Here is a 15,026-nt window from a genome sequence, read left to right as displayed (position 1 = left end):
CGATGCGCGCGGCTAACCCTTGCTCTCCCGTTGACGCAAATAATCATCCGTCGTTCGTGGCGGCGCGCGTTCCGGGATGCCTCGGAACGGATCGAATTGCTGTTCACTCATGACGATGACGCGGCAATCGGCGCACATCCGCACGGCGTCGAGGCGCTTGTCGCCGGCGGGATACATCCAATGCCGGCCCTCGAGCTTTGCCGCGATCCGCTCGATCGTGCTCTTGACGCCGAAGGGCGTGCCGCAGCGGACACAAAGAGCAGGTTCTTCCTCCTTGATGACTTGCGCCGGTGCGCGGCTGGCGCTGAAGTCGATCTGCGGTCTGAGCGTGATGACTTTTTCCGGGCAGGTGCTCTGGCACAAGCCGCATTGCACACACGCATCTTCAACGAATTTGAGCATTGGGCGGTCGGGATCATCGCGAAGGGCGCCGGTCGGGCAGACTGACACGCAAGACAGGCACAGCGTGCATCCATCCGTGTTGACGCTGATCGCGCCGATCGGTGCGCCTTGGGGCAGAGCAATGACGTCCACTGGCTTGGGGGCCAGTCGATGCAATTCGCTCAGGCCGAAGCGAAGCACGTCGCGTCGCTTGCCGACTGCCTTGAACGTCGCGGGCTGCGCGACGCAGGTGAGCGTCTCGATCCCGCTCAACTGCTCACCGAGGCTGTCGGGATCGTCCGTTTCGATGGTCGCAACACGGCATCCGTCAAACCCGAGGCCAGCCAGAACGGCGTCGGCCATGGCGATCGTCTGCGATAGTCCGGTCGTAGCGTGTCGCGGCTTGGCGCGCAGCAGAAACCGCACCGCGGACGCCCCATAGGCGAATGCGCCGATGACCGCTTCCAGCCCGACCTGCGTCAGCTCGTTGACGGCAAGGGGCAGCACGTTGGCCGGCAGCCCGTCCCCATGACGCGCGAGTGCATCGATCAGCGGCGTGCCGTGCTGGCGGTCATGGAGCAGCAGCACCGGACGCGCGCCGCCGGCGTCATGATAGGCGAGCAGCATGGCGCGAATAGTTTGCAACTGGGTGTCGGCGGGTGGCAGCGCATAGGACGCAGCTCCCGTGGGGCAAGCGGCCGCGCACTGCCCGCAACCGGCGCAGATTTCCGCGTTGACTGCGACATGGTCGCCAGCGGGCGTGATCGCGCCGGTCGGGCACAGATCGAGGCAGCGATGGCATCCGGTGAGCTTCGAGCGCGAATGGGCGCAGAGGCTGGGCGTGAAGTCGACATATTTCGGCTTGTCAAAGCTGCCGACGAGATCGCGCGCGGAAAGCACCGCCCGTAGCACAGCCGCGGGATCCCTGGGATCCGCGCGCAGATAGCCGTCGCGCAGGTCGTGCGCGGGAAACAGCGGCATCTCGCCGGAGAGGTCGAGCACAAGATTGCAGCGCGAGGTCGCGCCGTTGCGCGGCGCTTCGAACTCCAGGCGCTCGCGCGAAGATGGGCGTGGGCGGGCGCAGTCGTCGATCGTGAGCTCGAAGGCGCCAAAATGCCCCCGTGCGTTGCGGATCGTTCCTTTCACGATCGGGAAGACCGCCGCGGCCGGCGGCGTGACGTCTCCCGGTTGCTTGAGCATGACCGTGACGTCGAGGTGCTGCGCGAGCAGGCAGCCCGCTTCGATCGCAGCCTCGTCGCGCCCATAGATCAGGATGACGCCCTCGCTCGACAGCGTGACCAGCGGATAGTCGGGTGAGGGAATTGCAGCTGCCGCAAGCAGGGCCGCCATTTTCGCGCCGGCAGTCGCGCCGTCGCGCGACCAGCCTGCCGTCTCGCGGATATTGGTGAAGGTGATCCGGTCAGAGCGTTCGCCGGCCTCGTCGGTGAACTGCGCCGCCTGCTGCGTGCAGGCAACGGTCAGCGCGCCGTCCGCCTTTGCGGCGCTGCGGAAATGATCAAGCTCCGCGCCGCAGAGGTGACGAAAGGTCCTGATCTCGCTGTTCGCGCATCCACGCCGGATCGCGGCCGTGTCGAGCCGCATCGTGTCTTCACACGAGCAAATCAGGATGGTCTTCGCTGGCTGCTCCAGATTCATCCCTCCCGAGAAGGCGGCATACGACGGACTCGCGCCGATCCCTCGCCTCGTATAGATATTCTAAATCGGGAAGAAAAGGAAAGGAAGGACGGCCTGCGGTCGACCCCAACCAGCCATGTTTCCCTGGCGGAACCGATCCTTCTGCCGCCGCCGTTCGCGCTGGTGCGGTTGCGCGAAAGCGGAGACGCTTTTGCCCATGCCTGCCGCGTCGCACCCGACAGCGGCGCTGGCACGCTGGTCTATGTCGGGCGGTTCGATCTTGCCGAGTTCGCCGTGGTGCTCGAGCCAAGCGAGCCCTTGAGCACGGCACGGCGCGCCTTCTATGTCGCCATGGTCGCGCTCACTGATGCTCTTCGCGCCTATGCGCCGCCGAACAAGACGGTCGCGATCGAGTGGCCCGATGCGGTCAGGATCGATGGCGGGCTGGTCGGCGGGGGGCGGATGGGATGGCCGCCGCCCGCGAGCGAGGACGAGCCGCCGCCGTGGCTTGTGTTTGGCGCCATGATCCGGACCGTTGCAATGACCGACCCGGGGCCCGGTGCCCATCCGCTGGCCTCTGCGCTGGACGAAGAGGGGTTTGGCGAAGCGGGGGCCGTGCAGGTGACCGAGAGCTTTGCACGGCACCTGATGCGGGCGATCGATGGTTGGCAGGTCGATGGATTTGGCCGCGTCGCGCAGGACTATCTCAGCCGAATGCCGCGCGAGCGGCAAGCGCTGCAGCGGATCGACGATCGCGGCGATCTCCTCACGCGCCGTATCGGTAGCGACCGAACGAAGCGGAAGGAACTCGTGAAGGCGCTCGCTGCGCCATCCTGGCTCGATCCGAAGCTCGGGGGACCGCGGCTGTGAAATTGCTGCGCACCATCGCGCTTGATCCCTCCGACACCTTCGTGTTCGAGGTGCCGGCCGAACCCGGCGAATGGGCCGTCTCCGGCGCTTTCCGTTTCTGTGATCAGGATCCGGCGCAGCTCAGCAGAAAGGAACGTGCAGCCTTCCGTAGCGGCTTCCTCGGCGTGCAATCCTGGGGATGGTCAACGCTGGCGCAGATTGTTCCGGCGACGGAGGACGATTGCCAGGCGCTGATCGAACGCCTTGCCCGGCAACTGGTCGATCGGTTCGGCGCCCCAGACATTGTGGCGGCGAGGGCCGCGGCGGAAGAGGAAGTCGCCTTTGCGCAATCGCTTTGCACGCATCCGATCAGCTCGCTCATTGCAGTCCACCGCTCGTTGAGTGGCGATGCTGTCCACGAGTCGTTCCGCAGACTGCAACTGCGGGAAGGGCAAAGACCAGGGCACGGGCACGGCAAGGCATTCTCGTTCATGGCGGTAGAGGATGATGTCGAACCCGACAGCGATCTCAGGATTGCCGATATGGGCCGGGAGCCGCGCCTTCGATGAATGATTTCTGGATCGCGTGCGGCCACCATCTGCTTGACCGGGACGAGGGCGGTGGGCTTTGCGTCACCGGTGAGTTCCTGAAAGCCTATTTTGCCCGTCCCGAGCTGTTGCCGCCGGACGATGCCTGCCTGGTCGAACGAAGATTGTACCGCTCGCTGCTCGCCGATCCGCGCCAGCCGGTCAGCGCTGAGGAGATCGCCGTAATCGCAGATCACGACGCCCGGGAGAACTGGCGGTTCGTGCTCGTCTTTCGCGATCTCCTGCTGCGGCATCCGACGCTGGAGGCTGCCTACCTCGCAACCGTGCGGTCGCGGGCCAACAATCTGCCACCGCTGTTCGTCAATCACCTCGTGCACGTGATCCTGCGCAACGCTCTCGACGGCTGCGACGACCCGTTCGTGCTGCGCGCCGCCGAACTGTTCTTCCGCCCGCAGTGCATCCTGCCGCACGAGCAGGCGCTGCTGCTCGGCGATGAAGAGGTCGTCGGCGGCCGCAGCCCGACCCCGGTGCTGTCGCTGATGTCGATGCTGGGAGCAACGACCGATGCAGTCGTCGATGTGTTGAGCGACGAGAACGCCAACGCATATTGGCAGCGGAGCGACCATTTCGATATGGCGTTCGACCTCACTGCAGGTGGCCGCGGTCCGCATGCGCTGGCACAGGCGATGGGACGCTGGATCTCCCATCTGCTTGGGATCGAGGTCGTCATCGAGCCGTTGCGCGAGCTGCGTGATGCGCGGCTCACCTGGTATGTTGGGCTCGACGCCGACGCCACTGGAATCGGCGACCGTCTTTGGCATGGCGAGCCGCTGGACGAACGCGACGCCGGACGCGTGCTCGCGTTGTTTCGCCTGACATTTGCGGATGCGAGCCAGGCGATAGAAGATATGCAGGGCGAGCCGGCCTATCTCATTCTGGCGATGACGCCGGACCACAAGCTCCGGATGAAGCCACAAAATCTGCTGACGGGGCTGCCGGTCAAACGCCTGGAGATGGTGACATGAGCCCCGCCGCGCTGCCACTCCTGCGCATCCCCGTTGGCGTCGTGGTCGAGCGGCGCAAGGCGGACTCGCCATGGGCTGACTTCGTCTGGCGCAGCGTCGCCGTGCTGCCGGACGAGCCGGAGACAAAGCCTTGGACCGTGCTTCGCGAAGAGGAGGGGGCGGCTCTCTTCTATGCCGGCAGCGCCACGGTCGATCTTTATCCCTCCGAGACGGCGCGCTATCGCGACAATCTCGCCTCGGGGAGTCCAAGCATCTGGACCGTGTTGTCGCCTGCGGAAGACGCCTGGCCCTATTCGGTGGCTGCCGCGACCGCCGATCCCGCGGAAGGCGAGGCCTTCACCGAGGCCGGTGCCAATCTCGTCGAGGCGGTGCCAATGCCCGAGATGCTGCGCGAGACGATTGAAGGTTTCATCGCCGAGCACCACGTCGAACGGGAGTTCTTCAAGCGCAGGCGGCGGCAGGTCGACTCGGAGGCGCTCGCGCGCCGTCACCATGAAGGCGGACACGAATGAGTGAGGACAAGTTCCTGGCACGCTGGTCCCGCCGCAAGCAGGAGGCCAAGCAGGAGGGAAGGGCGAATGCCACGCTGCCCGACGCGGCAAGGCATCACGCGGTGCAGCCCGCGTCGCCGCCAGCGGTCAAAGACAGCGAGGTGGAATTCGATTTGTCGAGTCTGCCTCCAATCGACTCGATCACAAGCGTAACCGACGTCACTGCATTCCTGCGCAAAGGGATTCCGCCGGAGTTGACACGTGCGGCCCTTCGTCGCGCCTGGAGCGCCGATCCCACCATTCGCGACTTCGTGGGGTTGGCGGAGAACGCCTGGGACTTCAACGATCCGACCGCGATGCCGGGCTTCGGACCGCTAGACTGTCCCGAGGGAGAGCTGGCCGCGCTGGTTGACCGGATCGTCGGTGGCCTGCGCAAGTCGGCCGAGGCGCGGCCTGAGACGTCGGTTGAAATCGCGGATTCTTCGCAGGACCTGCATCAAGCGGAGACCGCGAGCGCTGTGGTCGCTGCCGAAGATGCGGCTACCACCCAAGTCATTTCCGCTCCTGCTGCAGCGCAACCGACGGTGACCGAAAATGCCGAGAGCGAACGCGAGCCCATTCGGCGCCATACGCATGGCGGCGCGCTGCCGCGCTAGAGGCTCGACGAAAGACTATAGCCGAAGGCTATGGGCAGGCGATTGACCCCTTGCGGAACGGGGACTACGATTCCCTACTGCTTTGTAAGAAAAGCAATAATCAAGCAGACGGGACTTGGATGGGAGGTCCACGTGCGTGATGATGGGCTCGATCGCGCCATTGCCGCCGCCGGCGGAGTTGCCGAGCTTGCGCGTAAAATTGGCGTCAGCCAGCCCTCTATTTCGAACGGGAACACGCTGCCCGCACAGCGGGTGATGGCAGTCGAAGCCGCAACCGGCGTACCACGCAAAGAATTGCGACCTGATCTTTACGGCGAGCCGCCGTTGTCCGCGCAGCCGATCGATCCTATCGATGCCGCGCGTGCGCAGGAATATCTGCTGCTCGCAACGCTTCTGTCCGCAGCGCCGTCAAGAAGGCTGCTCGATCAACTGGCTGCATTGAGCGGCGATGCGACGCCGCTTGGGCGCGCACATGCTGCGCTCGCCGAAGCTGCGGCCGGCGCGGTCGCAGCGAAGGTCGAGCGCGAATATTTCGATCTGTTCGTCGGTCTCGGACGCGGCGAGTTCTTGCCCTATGCATCCTATTACCTGACGGGGTTTCTCAACGAGCGGCCGCTGTCGCGCCTGCGTGCCGACCTCGCAGCGCTTGGCATCGAGCGCGTTGCGAGCAATTCCGAGCCGGAGGATCACGCGGCCATCCTGTGCGAGATCATGGCGGGCTTTGCGGGAGGGCGCTTCGAGGCGTCCTCCGACGCGCAGCGCACCTTCTTCGAGAAACACATCGCGTCCTGGATGGGGCGCCTGTTCGCCGACATCGAGCGCGCGGAGAACGCCACCTTCTATCGTGCGGTCGGCGCGCTCGGTCGTGCCTTTATCGAGATTGAGACGGAAGCATTCACATTCGCCAACTGACCGGCATACGCCGGTCCGGGGAGACATGCGATGAGTGAAGAGAAGAAAGCCACAGTCGGACGCCGCGACTTCCTGCGCAAGGTCGGCATCGGCACGGTCGGCGCCGGCGCGACGCTCGCGACGCCACTGGTCGGATCCGCGCAGGCCGACAGCGAAACCAACGATGAGAAGCGAAAGGCGCGCTACAAGGAATCCGATCACGTGAAGGCCTTTTACCGCGTCAATCGTTATCCGGCTTGAAGGAGGCTGACCGTGCTGATCAAGCGAACACACGGGCGTTCCGAGCGCCACGGCTCGATCGCCGAGTCCCTTGCAGGTCAGGCCGGCGGTCTCGACCGCCGCACCTTCCTGCGCAAATCCGGTCTGGCCGGCGGCGCGCTCGCCGCGCTCGGCACCATGCCGATCGGAAGCGTGCGCAAGGCGGAAGCAGCGACGACGGGTCCGCTCACTGCGGGCGCGACCGTCCGCAAGAGCATCTGCACGCACTGCTCGGTCGGATGCACGGTGACGGCGGAGGTCTTGAACGGGGTATGGATCGGTCAGGAGCCAAGCTGGGAATCCCCGATCAATCGCGGCTCGCATTGCGCCAAGGGCGCTTCCGTGCGCGAACTCGTGCACAGCGAGCGACGGTTGCGCTATCCGATGAAGCTGGTGGACGGGCAGTGGACCCGCGTCTCCTGGGACGCCGCAATCAACGAGATCGGCGACAAGCTCCTGGGCGTGCGCGAGAAGTCCGGTCCCGAGTCCGTCTATTGGCTCGGTTCGGCCAAGATGACCAATGAAGGAGCCTATCTGTTCCGCAAGCTCGGCGCATTCTGGGGAACCAACAACACCGATCACCAGGCGCGCATCTGCCATTCCACGACCGTCACCGGCGTCGCCAACACCTGGGGCTATGGTGCGATGACCAACAGCTACAATGACATCCGCAACGCGAAGACGCAGGTCGTGTTGGGCGGCAATCCGGCCGAGGCGCATCCGGTCTCATTGCAGCATTTGCTTGAGGGCAAGGAGCTGCAAAAGGCCAACTTCATCGTCATCGACCCGCGCCTGACGCGCACGGCCGCACACGCGACCGAATATGTGCGCATGCGGCCGGGCACCGATATCCCGGTGCTCTACGGCATGATGTGGCACATCCTCCAGAACGGTTGGGAGGACAAGGAGTTCATCCGGCAGCGCGTCTACGGGTTCGACGATCTGCGGAAGGAAGTGGAGAAGTGGACCCCGGACGAAGTCGAGCGTGTCACCGGCATTCCCGGCGAGCAGCTCAAGCGCGTCGCCAAGATGTTTGCTACCGAGAAGCCGGCAACACTGATCTGGGCGATGGGCCAAACCCAGAAGACCGTCGGCACCGCCAACGTGCGGGCAAGCTGCATCGCGCTGCTGATGACCGGCAACGTCGGCAAGGCCGGCGCCGGCGCCAACATCTTCCGCGGCCATGACAACGTGCAGGGCGCGACCGATGTCGGACTCGATATCGTCACGCTGCCGTTCTACTACGGACTCGCCGAGGGCGCCTGGAAGCACTGGTCGCGGGTTTGGGAGGTCGATTACGAGTACCTGAAGTCGCGCTTCGACTCCAAGCAGATGATGGAAACTCCCGGCATTCCGCTGACCCGCTGGTTCGAAGCGGTGACGCTGCCGAAAGACCAGGTCGCGCAGAAAGACAATGTGCGGGCGGTGTTCGTGCAGGGGCACGCCTCCAACAGCATCACCCGCATTCCCGAATCCCTGAATGGCCTGAAGGCGCTCGAGCTCCTCGTCATCGCCGACCCGCATCCGACGACCTGGGCCTCGCTCGCCGTCGAGGCGGGACGCAAGGACGGCGTCTACATTCTCCCAGTCGCCACCCAGTTCGAGTGCAAGGGGTCGCGCGTTGCCTCGAACCGCTCGCTGCAATGGGGCGAGCAGATCGTGAAACCGATCTTCGAATCGAAGGACGATCTCGAGGTGATCTATCTAATGGCGAAGAAATTCGGTTTCGCCGACCAGATGTTCAAGAATATCAAGGTCGAGAACAATCTGCCTGAAGCAGAGGATGTGCTGCGCGAGATGAACCGCGGCAGTTGGTCGACCGGCTATTGCGGCCAATCGCCCGAACGCCTCAAGGCGCACATGAAGAACCAGGCGAAGTTCGACATGCTGACGATGCGGGCGCCCAAGGACGACCCCGAGGTTGGCGGCGACTATTACGGTCTGCCCTGGCCGTGCTGGGGATCACCGGAGGTCAAGCATCCGGGCACGCCGCTGCTCTACAACACCAATCTGCACGTGATGGATGGCGGCGGCACCTTCCGGCCGCGTTTCGGCCTCGAGCGCGAGGAGAAACTACCGGACGGCACGACGCGGAAGGTGAGCCTGCTCGCCGACGGCTCGTACTCGCTGGGGTCGGCTATCCAGGACGGCTATCCGGAGTTCACGCTGGCGAGCCTGAAGAAGCTTGGCTGGAATACGGAACTCACCGAAGCGGAAATGGCAACGATCAACAAGATCAACCCGGCCAATCCGGACGCGGTGTCATGGTCGCTCGATCTGTCCGGCGGCATCCAGCGCGTGGCGCTGGCGCATGGCTGCGTGCCCTACGGCAACGGCAAGGCGCGCATGAATGCCTTCGGCTTGCCCGATCCCATTCCGGTTCACCGCGAGCCGATCTACACGCCGCGCGTCGACCTCATCGCCAAATATCCGACGCTGCCCGACGCCAAGCAGTTCCGCGTGCCCAATATCGGCTTCTCCGTGCAAAAGACGGCGGTGGAGAAGGGGATCGCCAAACAATTTCCGCTCATCCTGTCGTCCGGCCGTCTGGTCGAATATGAGGGCGGAGGCGAGGAGACCCGCACCAACCCGTGGCTCGCCGAATTGCAGCAGGACATGTTCATCGAGATCAACCCGGCCGATGCCGCCGAGCGTGGTGTCAAAGACGGCGGCTGGGTCTGGGTCACGGGCGCCGAGAACAATTCCAGGGCAAGGATGAAGGCGCTCGTCACCGAGCGTATCGGCAAGGGCGTTGCCTGGATGCCCTTCCACTTCGGCGGTTGGTTCGCAGGCAAGGACCTTCGCGGCAATTACCCGAAGGGTACCGATCCGATCGTGCTCGGCGAAAGCGCGAACACGATCACCAGTTACGGATACGATCCCGCGACGGGCATGCAGGAGGCCAAAGTCACTCTCTGCCAGATCGCGGCGGCCTAAGGAGCAACGACGATGGCACGTATGAAATTTCTCTGCGACGCCGACCGCTGCATCGAGTGCAACGCCTGCGTGACAGCCTGCAAGAACGAGCACGAGGTGCCTTGGGGCATCAACCGGCGCCGTGTCGTCACCATCAACGACGGCAAGCCGGGCGAACGCTCGGTGTCGATGGCCTGCATGCACTGCACCGATGCGCCCTGTGCGGCGGTCTGCCCGGTGAACTGCTTCTACACCACCGCCGACGGCGTGGTGCTGCACTCCAAGGATCTCTGCATCGGTTGCGGCTATTGCTTCTACGCCTGCCCGTTCGGCGCGCCGCAATATCCGAAAGTCGGCAATTTCGGCTCCCGCGGCAAGATGGACAAGTGCACCTATTGCGCGGGCGGCCCCGAGGCCGATGGCAGCAAGGAGGAATACGAGAAGTACGGCGCGAACCGGCTCGCCGAAGGCAAGCTGCCGCTCTGCGCCGAGATGTGCTCGACGAAATCGCTGCTCGCGGGCGATGGCGAGATCATCGCCCAGATCTACAAGGAGCGCGTCATGAAGCGCGGTTACGGCTCTGGCGCCTGGGGCTGGAAGACGGCCTATCGCGAGACGATCGAGTCCTGACGCGGCCAAGATTTACGGCGGGCGAACATCGAGGAGGAGTTCATGGCGTCGTTTGCAAGGTTCGTTCGGCTGGCCGTCGGCGCCTGGGCACTGCTCCTGCTTATCGGGGCTGCGCCGGTTCCGGTGAGCGCGCAGCAGGTCAACCCGACCGCGAGTTCAGTGCATGAACAGCAGCTCTTGCAGGAGCTCGACCGGATCCAGGGCCGCGTGAGCATCCCCGATCAAAGATCCAGTGTTCTGGTCCAGCCGCAGGGCCGCGAATGGCGCGAATTCCACAATGTGACGCTGCGCTGGATCGGCGGCGTTGCCATCATCGGCATGCTCGCGGTGATCGTGATCTACTATCTGGCGCGCGGCATGGTTCGCCTCGAAAGCGGACGGTCGGGCCGCACCATCGTGCGCTTTAACGTCTTTGAGCGTTTCGTGCACTGGATGACCGCCGTCTGTTTCATCATTCTGGCGCTCTCCGGGCTGAACATCACCTTCGGTCGGCCGCTGCTCTTGCCGCTGATCGGCCTCGAAGCGTTCTCCGAATGGTCGCAGTGGGCGAAGTATGCCCACAATTATCTGAGCTTCCCGTTCACCATCGGCGTCGTGCTGATCTTCCTGATGTGGATCGCCGGCAATATCCCGAACAAGGCGGATGTCGAGTGGGCGAGACGGGGAGGCGGCCTGATCGGCCATGACCATCCGCCGGCCTATCGGTTCAACGCTGGGCAGAAGGCGATCTACTGGATCGTCGTGATCGGCGGCGGGCTGGTCGCCGCGAGCGGCTATGTCCTCATGTTCCCATTCTACACCACGGGCATCGAGGGCATGCAAATCGCCCAGATCGTTCACGCCATCGTTGCCGTGCTCTTTATCGCGGTGATGCTGGCGCACATCTATATTGGCACGATCGGGATGGAGGGAGCCTTCGAGGCGATGGGCTCCGGGGAGGTGGACGTCAATTGGGCGCGCGAGCACCACAGTTTGTGGCTGGACGAGGAGATGGCGCGAACCGGCCCGAATGACACACAACCGCAGCCTCGCCACGCGGCGTCCGCGGCGCAGTAGGGCCATCGAAACCTGTTCTGCAAGTCGGTTAGAGCCGTACACCCGTCGTTGCAAAGGCCTGCTCGACGGGCTCCTGGACATGGCTAAGCCCCACAACTGCGGCAGCCGCGATCACCAGGGTTGCCGCGCACGCAAGTAAAAACGCTTTCATCGCGATCCCTCCAGCCGAATAGACGCGCGGAAAATCATACAAATGTCCGGCCGCGAAGCAAAATGCGTCTTGCGGCAGCAGTACCTGGCGCTTCGGGTGCGCCCGGAATCGCGATGGGCATGTAGGCGTTGGTCCGAGGCGACCGGGATGTTGCCTGCAGCAAGCGGTGCGCTCCAGGGATGTCAGAGAAGGGCACGACTGACTCAGATGCAAACGCAGACGACAACACGCCCAATGCTTTTGATACAGAATTCGCATAAGGTATATTATGGAATATTTTTATCTACAATCAGATCAAAGATTTAGGCGAAATTCCTCACAGAAATGCCGATCCGAAGCGTCAACGCAAAGCCTGAGGTCACGCAATCCAGCGCGACCGCATCGGCCCGTCTGCATGTGGGCATCCAGCCGTATGCAGCCCTGTCTGAAAGCCCATATTGCCGCGGGCGCCAGACGCTGCAATAAGCGCCGGCGAGATCGCTTGCCGACCCCTCGGCATGGACAACAACAAGCCTCATAAAGGGAGCAAACCAGATGAGCTTTTCACGACGCGCGCTACTGAAGGTATCGGCTGCCTCGGCCGTCCTGGGCGGCCTTGGCGCGCCATTGGTGGCCCGCGCGCAGACGGCCGAGTTCACTTACAAATACGCCAACAATCTCCCGGACAGCCATCCCATGAACGTCCGCGCCCGCGAGATGGCGGCGGCGATCAAGACCGAGACCAATGGCCGGTTCGACCTGCAGGTTTTCCCCAACAACCAGCTCGGTTCCGACACCGACATGCTCAGCCAGATCCGGTCCGGCGGCGTCGAGTTCTTCACGCTGTCCGGCCTGATCCTGTCGACGCTGGTGCCGGCGGCCTCCATCAACGGCATTGGATTTGCGTTTCCGGACTACGACACGGTCTGGAAGGCCATGGACGGCGGGCTCGGCGCCCATGTCCGCGGCGAGATCAAGAAGGCCGGCCTCGAGGTGATGGAAAAGATCTGGGACAACGGGTTCCGGCAGACCACGTCCTCGACCAAGTCGATCAATGGTCCGGAGGATTATAAAGGCTTCAAGATCCGTGTGCCGGTCTCGCCATTGTGGACCTCGATGTTCAAGGCGTTCGACGCCGCCCCCGCCTCGATCAATTTCAGCGAGGTCTATTCGGCGCTGCAGACCAAGATCGTCGAGGGCCAGGAGAACCCGCTGGCGATCATCTCGACCGCCAAGCTCTACGAGGTGCAGAAGTTCTGCTCGCTGACCAACCACATGTGGGACGGCTTCTGGTTCCTGGCCAACCGCCGGGCTTGGTCGCAGCTGCCGGAGGACGTCCAGACCATCGTCGCCAAGAACGTCAACGCGGCCGCCGTCAACGAGCGCGCCGACGTCGCCAAGCTCAACGCCAACCTGCAACAGGAACTGGCCGGCAAGGGCCTCGCCTTCAACCAGCCGAGCATCACGCCGTTCCGCGAGAAGCTGCGCGCGGCGGGCTTCTATGCCGAATGGAAGGGCAAGTATGGCGACCAGGCCTGGGAGCTCCTGGAGAAATCCGTCGGGAAGCTGTCGTAAGCGGACGGCGCGCCGTCTCAATAATCTCTAGTGCAGGGGGCCGTCATGGCTCATGCCGAACTGAGCGAGATCATGGCCGGCGAGGCGGATCACTCCCCTCGCCGCCGTTCGTTCACGGAGTCGGTCGAGCACGCGCTCGGATGGTTGGTCGAGATCCCGGCGGCGCTGCTGGTCGTTGCCGAGATCGTGATCCTGTTCGCCGGCGTGGTCGCGCGGTACGGGCTGCACAGCCCGCTGATCTGGTCCGACGAACTGGCCTCGATCCTGTTCCTGTGGCTGGCGATGCTGGGCGCCGCCGTTGCGTTCCGCCGCGCCGAGCACATGCGCATGACGGCAGTGGTCGCCAATGCGCGTCCGGCGCTGCGGGCCTATCTCGATCTGGTCGCGACTGCCGCTGCGCTGGCGTTCCTGCTTCTGATCGCCTGGCCGGCCTACGAATATGCCTACGAGGAAAGCTACATCACGACACCGGCGCTGCAGATCCTCAATAGCTGGCGGGCGGCGGCGCTGCCGACCGGGATCGGCCTGATGGCGCTGTTCGCGCTGCTGCGGCTCGCCCGCGCGGCCAATGCGCGGACAGTGCTGGCCGCAATCGCATCGGTGGCGGTGGCGATCGCCGTGTTCTGGCTGCTCAAGGGCGCCCTGCGGCCACTCGGCAATCTCAATCTCATCATCTTCTTTGTCGGCGTCACCGGCTTCTCGGTCTTCGCCGGCGTGCCGATCGCGTTTGCGTTCGGGCTCGCGACCTACGGCTACCTGGCGCTGACCACCTCTACGCCGCTGATGGTGCTGGTCGGCCGCATGGACGAGGGTATGAGCCACCTGATCCTCTTGTCGGTGCCGCTGTTCGTCTTCCTGGGGCTTCTCATTGAGATGACCGGCATGGCGCGGGCGATGGTCGCCTTCCTCGCAAGCCTGCTCGGCCACGTCCGCGGCGGCCTGCATTACGTGCTGGTCGGCGCGATGTACCTGGTCTCAGGCATTTCCGGCTCCAAGGCCGCCGACATGGCCGCCGTCGCGCCGGTGCTGTTTCCGGAGATGAAGGCGCGCGGCGCCCGCCCCGGCGATCTCGTCGCCCTGCTCGCGGCGACCGGCGCCCAGACCGAGACCATCCCGCCGAGCCTGGTGCTGATCACCATCGGATCGGTCACCGGCGTCTCGATCGCCGCGCTGTTCACCGGCGGCCTGCTGCCCGGCGTGGTGCTGGCGATCACGCTGTCCGCGCTGGTCTGGTGGCGCTACCGCAAGGAAGACTTGCAGCATGTGAAGCGGGCAAGCGGCGCGGAGATTGGGCGGGCGCTCGTCATCGCCCTGCCCGCGCTGGCGCTGCCGTTCGTGATCCGCTACGCCGTGGTCGAGGGTATCGCGACGGCGACGGAAGTCTCCACGATCGGCATCGTCTATGCCTTCATCGTCGGTTTCTTCATCTACGGCCTCTTGATCTACCGCAATTTCGACTGGCGGCGACTCGTGCCAATGCTGGTCGAGACGGCGTGCCTGTCCGGCGCGATCCTCCTGATCATCGGCACGGCGACCGGGATGGCGTGGGGGCTCACCCAGTCCGGCTTCTCCCGGGCGCTCGCCGCGGCTATGACCGGCCTGCCCGGCGGCTCGGCGAGCTTCATCGCGGTGTCGATCCTGGCGTTCGTGATCCTCGGCAGCGTGCTCGAGGGCATACCGGCGATTGTGCTGTTCGGGCCGTTGTTGTTTCCGATCGCGCGCGCCGTCGGCGTGCACGAGGTGCACTATGCCATGATCATCATCCTTGCGATGGGCGTCGGATTGTTCGCACCGCCCTTCGGCGTCGGCTATTATGCGGCCTGCGCCATAGGGCGCGTCGATCCGGCGCAAGGCGTCAGGCCGATCTGGGGTTATCTTCTGGCGCTGATGGTCGGCCTGATCATCGTCGCGATCTTCCCGTGGATTTCCATCGGGTTCCTGTGAGACTTTAATCTTTAATGGGA

At 64.2% G+C, this 15,026-nt stretch carries 14 protein-coding genes; 12 read left to right on the top strand and 2 right to left on the bottom strand.

Features of this window, described 5'->3' with window-relative positions; genetic code table 11:
- Positions 1 to 12: 12 nt before the first annotated feature.
- Positions 13 to 1,983, bottom strand: a complete 1,971-nt coding sequence (locus J6497_RS10870) for a 4Fe-4S binding protein (protein WP_225704262.1) — start codon at positions 1,981 to 1,983, stop codon at positions 13 to 15.
- Between the two features lie 216 nt (positions 1,984 to 2,199).
- On the opposite strand from J6497_RS10870, the gene J6497_RS10865 reads away from it, so the two are divergent.
- The 10 genes from J6497_RS10865 to J6497_RS10820 all read left to right on the top strand — a co-directional run bounded on the left by J6497_RS10865 (position 2,200) and on the right by J6497_RS10820 (position 11,357).
- Positions 2,200 to 2,886: a biotin/lipoate--protein ligase family protein gene (locus J6497_RS10865; protein ID WP_312010265.1), complete on the top strand. Its 687-nt coding sequence runs from the start codon at positions 2,200 to 2,202 to the stop codon at positions 2,884 to 2,886.
- Positions 2,883 to 3,434: a DUF6505 family protein gene (locus J6497_RS10860; protein WP_225704261.1), complete on the top strand. Its 552-nt coding sequence runs from the start codon at positions 2,883 to 2,885 to the stop codon at positions 3,432 to 3,434. Before J6497_RS10865 ends, J6497_RS10860 begins: the two co-directional genes overlap by 4 nt.
- Complete coding sequence (locus tag J6497_RS10855; RefSeq protein WP_225704260.1) at positions 3,431 to 4,438, top strand: DUF6352 family protein; 1,008 nt, start codon at positions 3,431 to 3,433, stop codon at positions 4,436 to 4,438. The genes J6497_RS10860 and J6497_RS10855 overlap by 4 nt, the downstream gene beginning before the upstream one ends.
- Positions 4,435 to 4,950: a DUF3305 domain-containing protein gene (locus tag J6497_RS10850; protein WP_225704259.1), complete on the top strand. Its 516-nt coding sequence runs from the start codon at positions 4,435 to 4,437 to the stop codon at positions 4,948 to 4,950. Before J6497_RS10855 ends, J6497_RS10850 begins: the two co-directional genes overlap by 4 nt.
- Positions 4,947 to 5,585 carry a DUF3306 domain-containing protein gene (locus J6497_RS10845; RefSeq protein ID WP_225704258.1) on the top strand — a complete coding sequence of 213 codons (639 nt, stop codon included), beginning with the start codon at positions 4,947 to 4,949 and terminating at the stop codon, positions 5,583 to 5,585. The genes J6497_RS10850 and J6497_RS10845 overlap by 4 nt, the downstream gene beginning before the upstream one ends.
- A gap of 132 nt (positions 5,586 to 5,717) precedes the next feature.
- The gene (locus J6497_RS10840; RefSeq protein ID WP_225704257.1) at positions 5,718 to 6,497 is read left to right on the top strand and encodes a molecular chaperone TorD family protein; all 780 of its coding nucleotides are present in this window, start codon (positions 5,718 to 5,720) and stop codon (positions 6,495 to 6,497) included.
- A gap of 30 nt (positions 6,498 to 6,527) precedes the next feature.
- Positions 6,528 to 6,737, top strand: coding sequence for a twin-arginine translocation signal domain-containing protein (locus tag J6497_RS10835; RefSeq protein ID WP_225704256.1), 210 nt, complete (start codon positions 6,528 to 6,530; stop codon positions 6,735 to 6,737).
- A gap of 12 nt (positions 6,738 to 6,749) precedes the next feature.
- The gene (locus tag J6497_RS10830) at positions 6,750 to 9,692 is read left to right on the top strand and encodes a formate dehydrogenase subunit alpha (protein ID WP_225704255.1); all 2,943 of its coding nucleotides are present in this window, start codon (positions 6,750 to 6,752) and stop codon (positions 9,690 to 9,692) included.
- A 12-nt stretch (positions 9,693 to 9,704) separates the two neighbouring features.
- Positions 9,705 to 10,301 (top strand): formate dehydrogenase FDH3 subunit beta, encoded by a 597-nt coding sequence (gene fdh3B, locus J6497_RS10825; RefSeq protein WP_225704254.1) that lies wholly within the window; start codon positions 9,705 to 9,707, stop codon positions 10,299 to 10,301.
- A 42-nt stretch (positions 10,302 to 10,343) separates the two neighbouring features.
- The gene (locus J6497_RS10820) at positions 10,344 to 11,357 is read left to right on the top strand and encodes a formate dehydrogenase subunit gamma (protein ID WP_225704253.1); all 1,014 of its coding nucleotides are present in this window, start codon (positions 10,344 to 10,346) and stop codon (positions 11,355 to 11,357) included.
- A 28-nt stretch (positions 11,358 to 11,385) separates the two neighbouring features.
- Here J6497_RS10820 and J6497_RS41215 read toward each other — a convergent pair whose 3' ends face one another.
- Positions 11,386 to 11,508: a hypothetical protein gene (locus tag J6497_RS41215; protein ID WP_283844412.1), complete on the bottom strand. Its 123-nt coding sequence runs from the start codon at positions 11,506 to 11,508 to the stop codon at positions 11,386 to 11,388.
- A gap of 534 nt (positions 11,509 to 12,042) precedes the next feature.
- On the opposite strand from J6497_RS41215, the gene J6497_RS10815 reads away from it, so the two are divergent.
- Together J6497_RS10815 and J6497_RS10810 are read left to right on the top strand one after the other, a co-directional pair.
- A complete protein-coding gene (locus tag J6497_RS10815; protein WP_225704252.1) occupies positions 12,043 to 13,062 on the top strand; it encodes a TRAP transporter substrate-binding protein in 1,020 nt (339 codons plus the stop codon).
- Between the two features lie 45 nt (positions 13,063 to 13,107).
- A complete protein-coding gene (locus J6497_RS10810) occupies positions 13,108 to 15,006 on the top strand; it encodes a TRAP transporter large permease (RefSeq protein ID WP_225704251.1) in 1,899 nt (632 codons plus the stop codon).
- The last annotated feature ends 20 nt before the right edge of the window (positions 15,007 to 15,026 follow it).

Source organism: Bradyrhizobium cenepequi, from assembly GCF_020329485.1.
Taxonomy (GTDB): Bacteria; Pseudomonadota; Alphaproteobacteria; order Rhizobiales; family Xanthobacteraceae; genus Bradyrhizobium; species Bradyrhizobium cenepequi.
The sequence above is the reverse complement of the archived record's forward strand: the minus strand, read 5'-3'. Positions and strand labels throughout refer to the sequence as shown.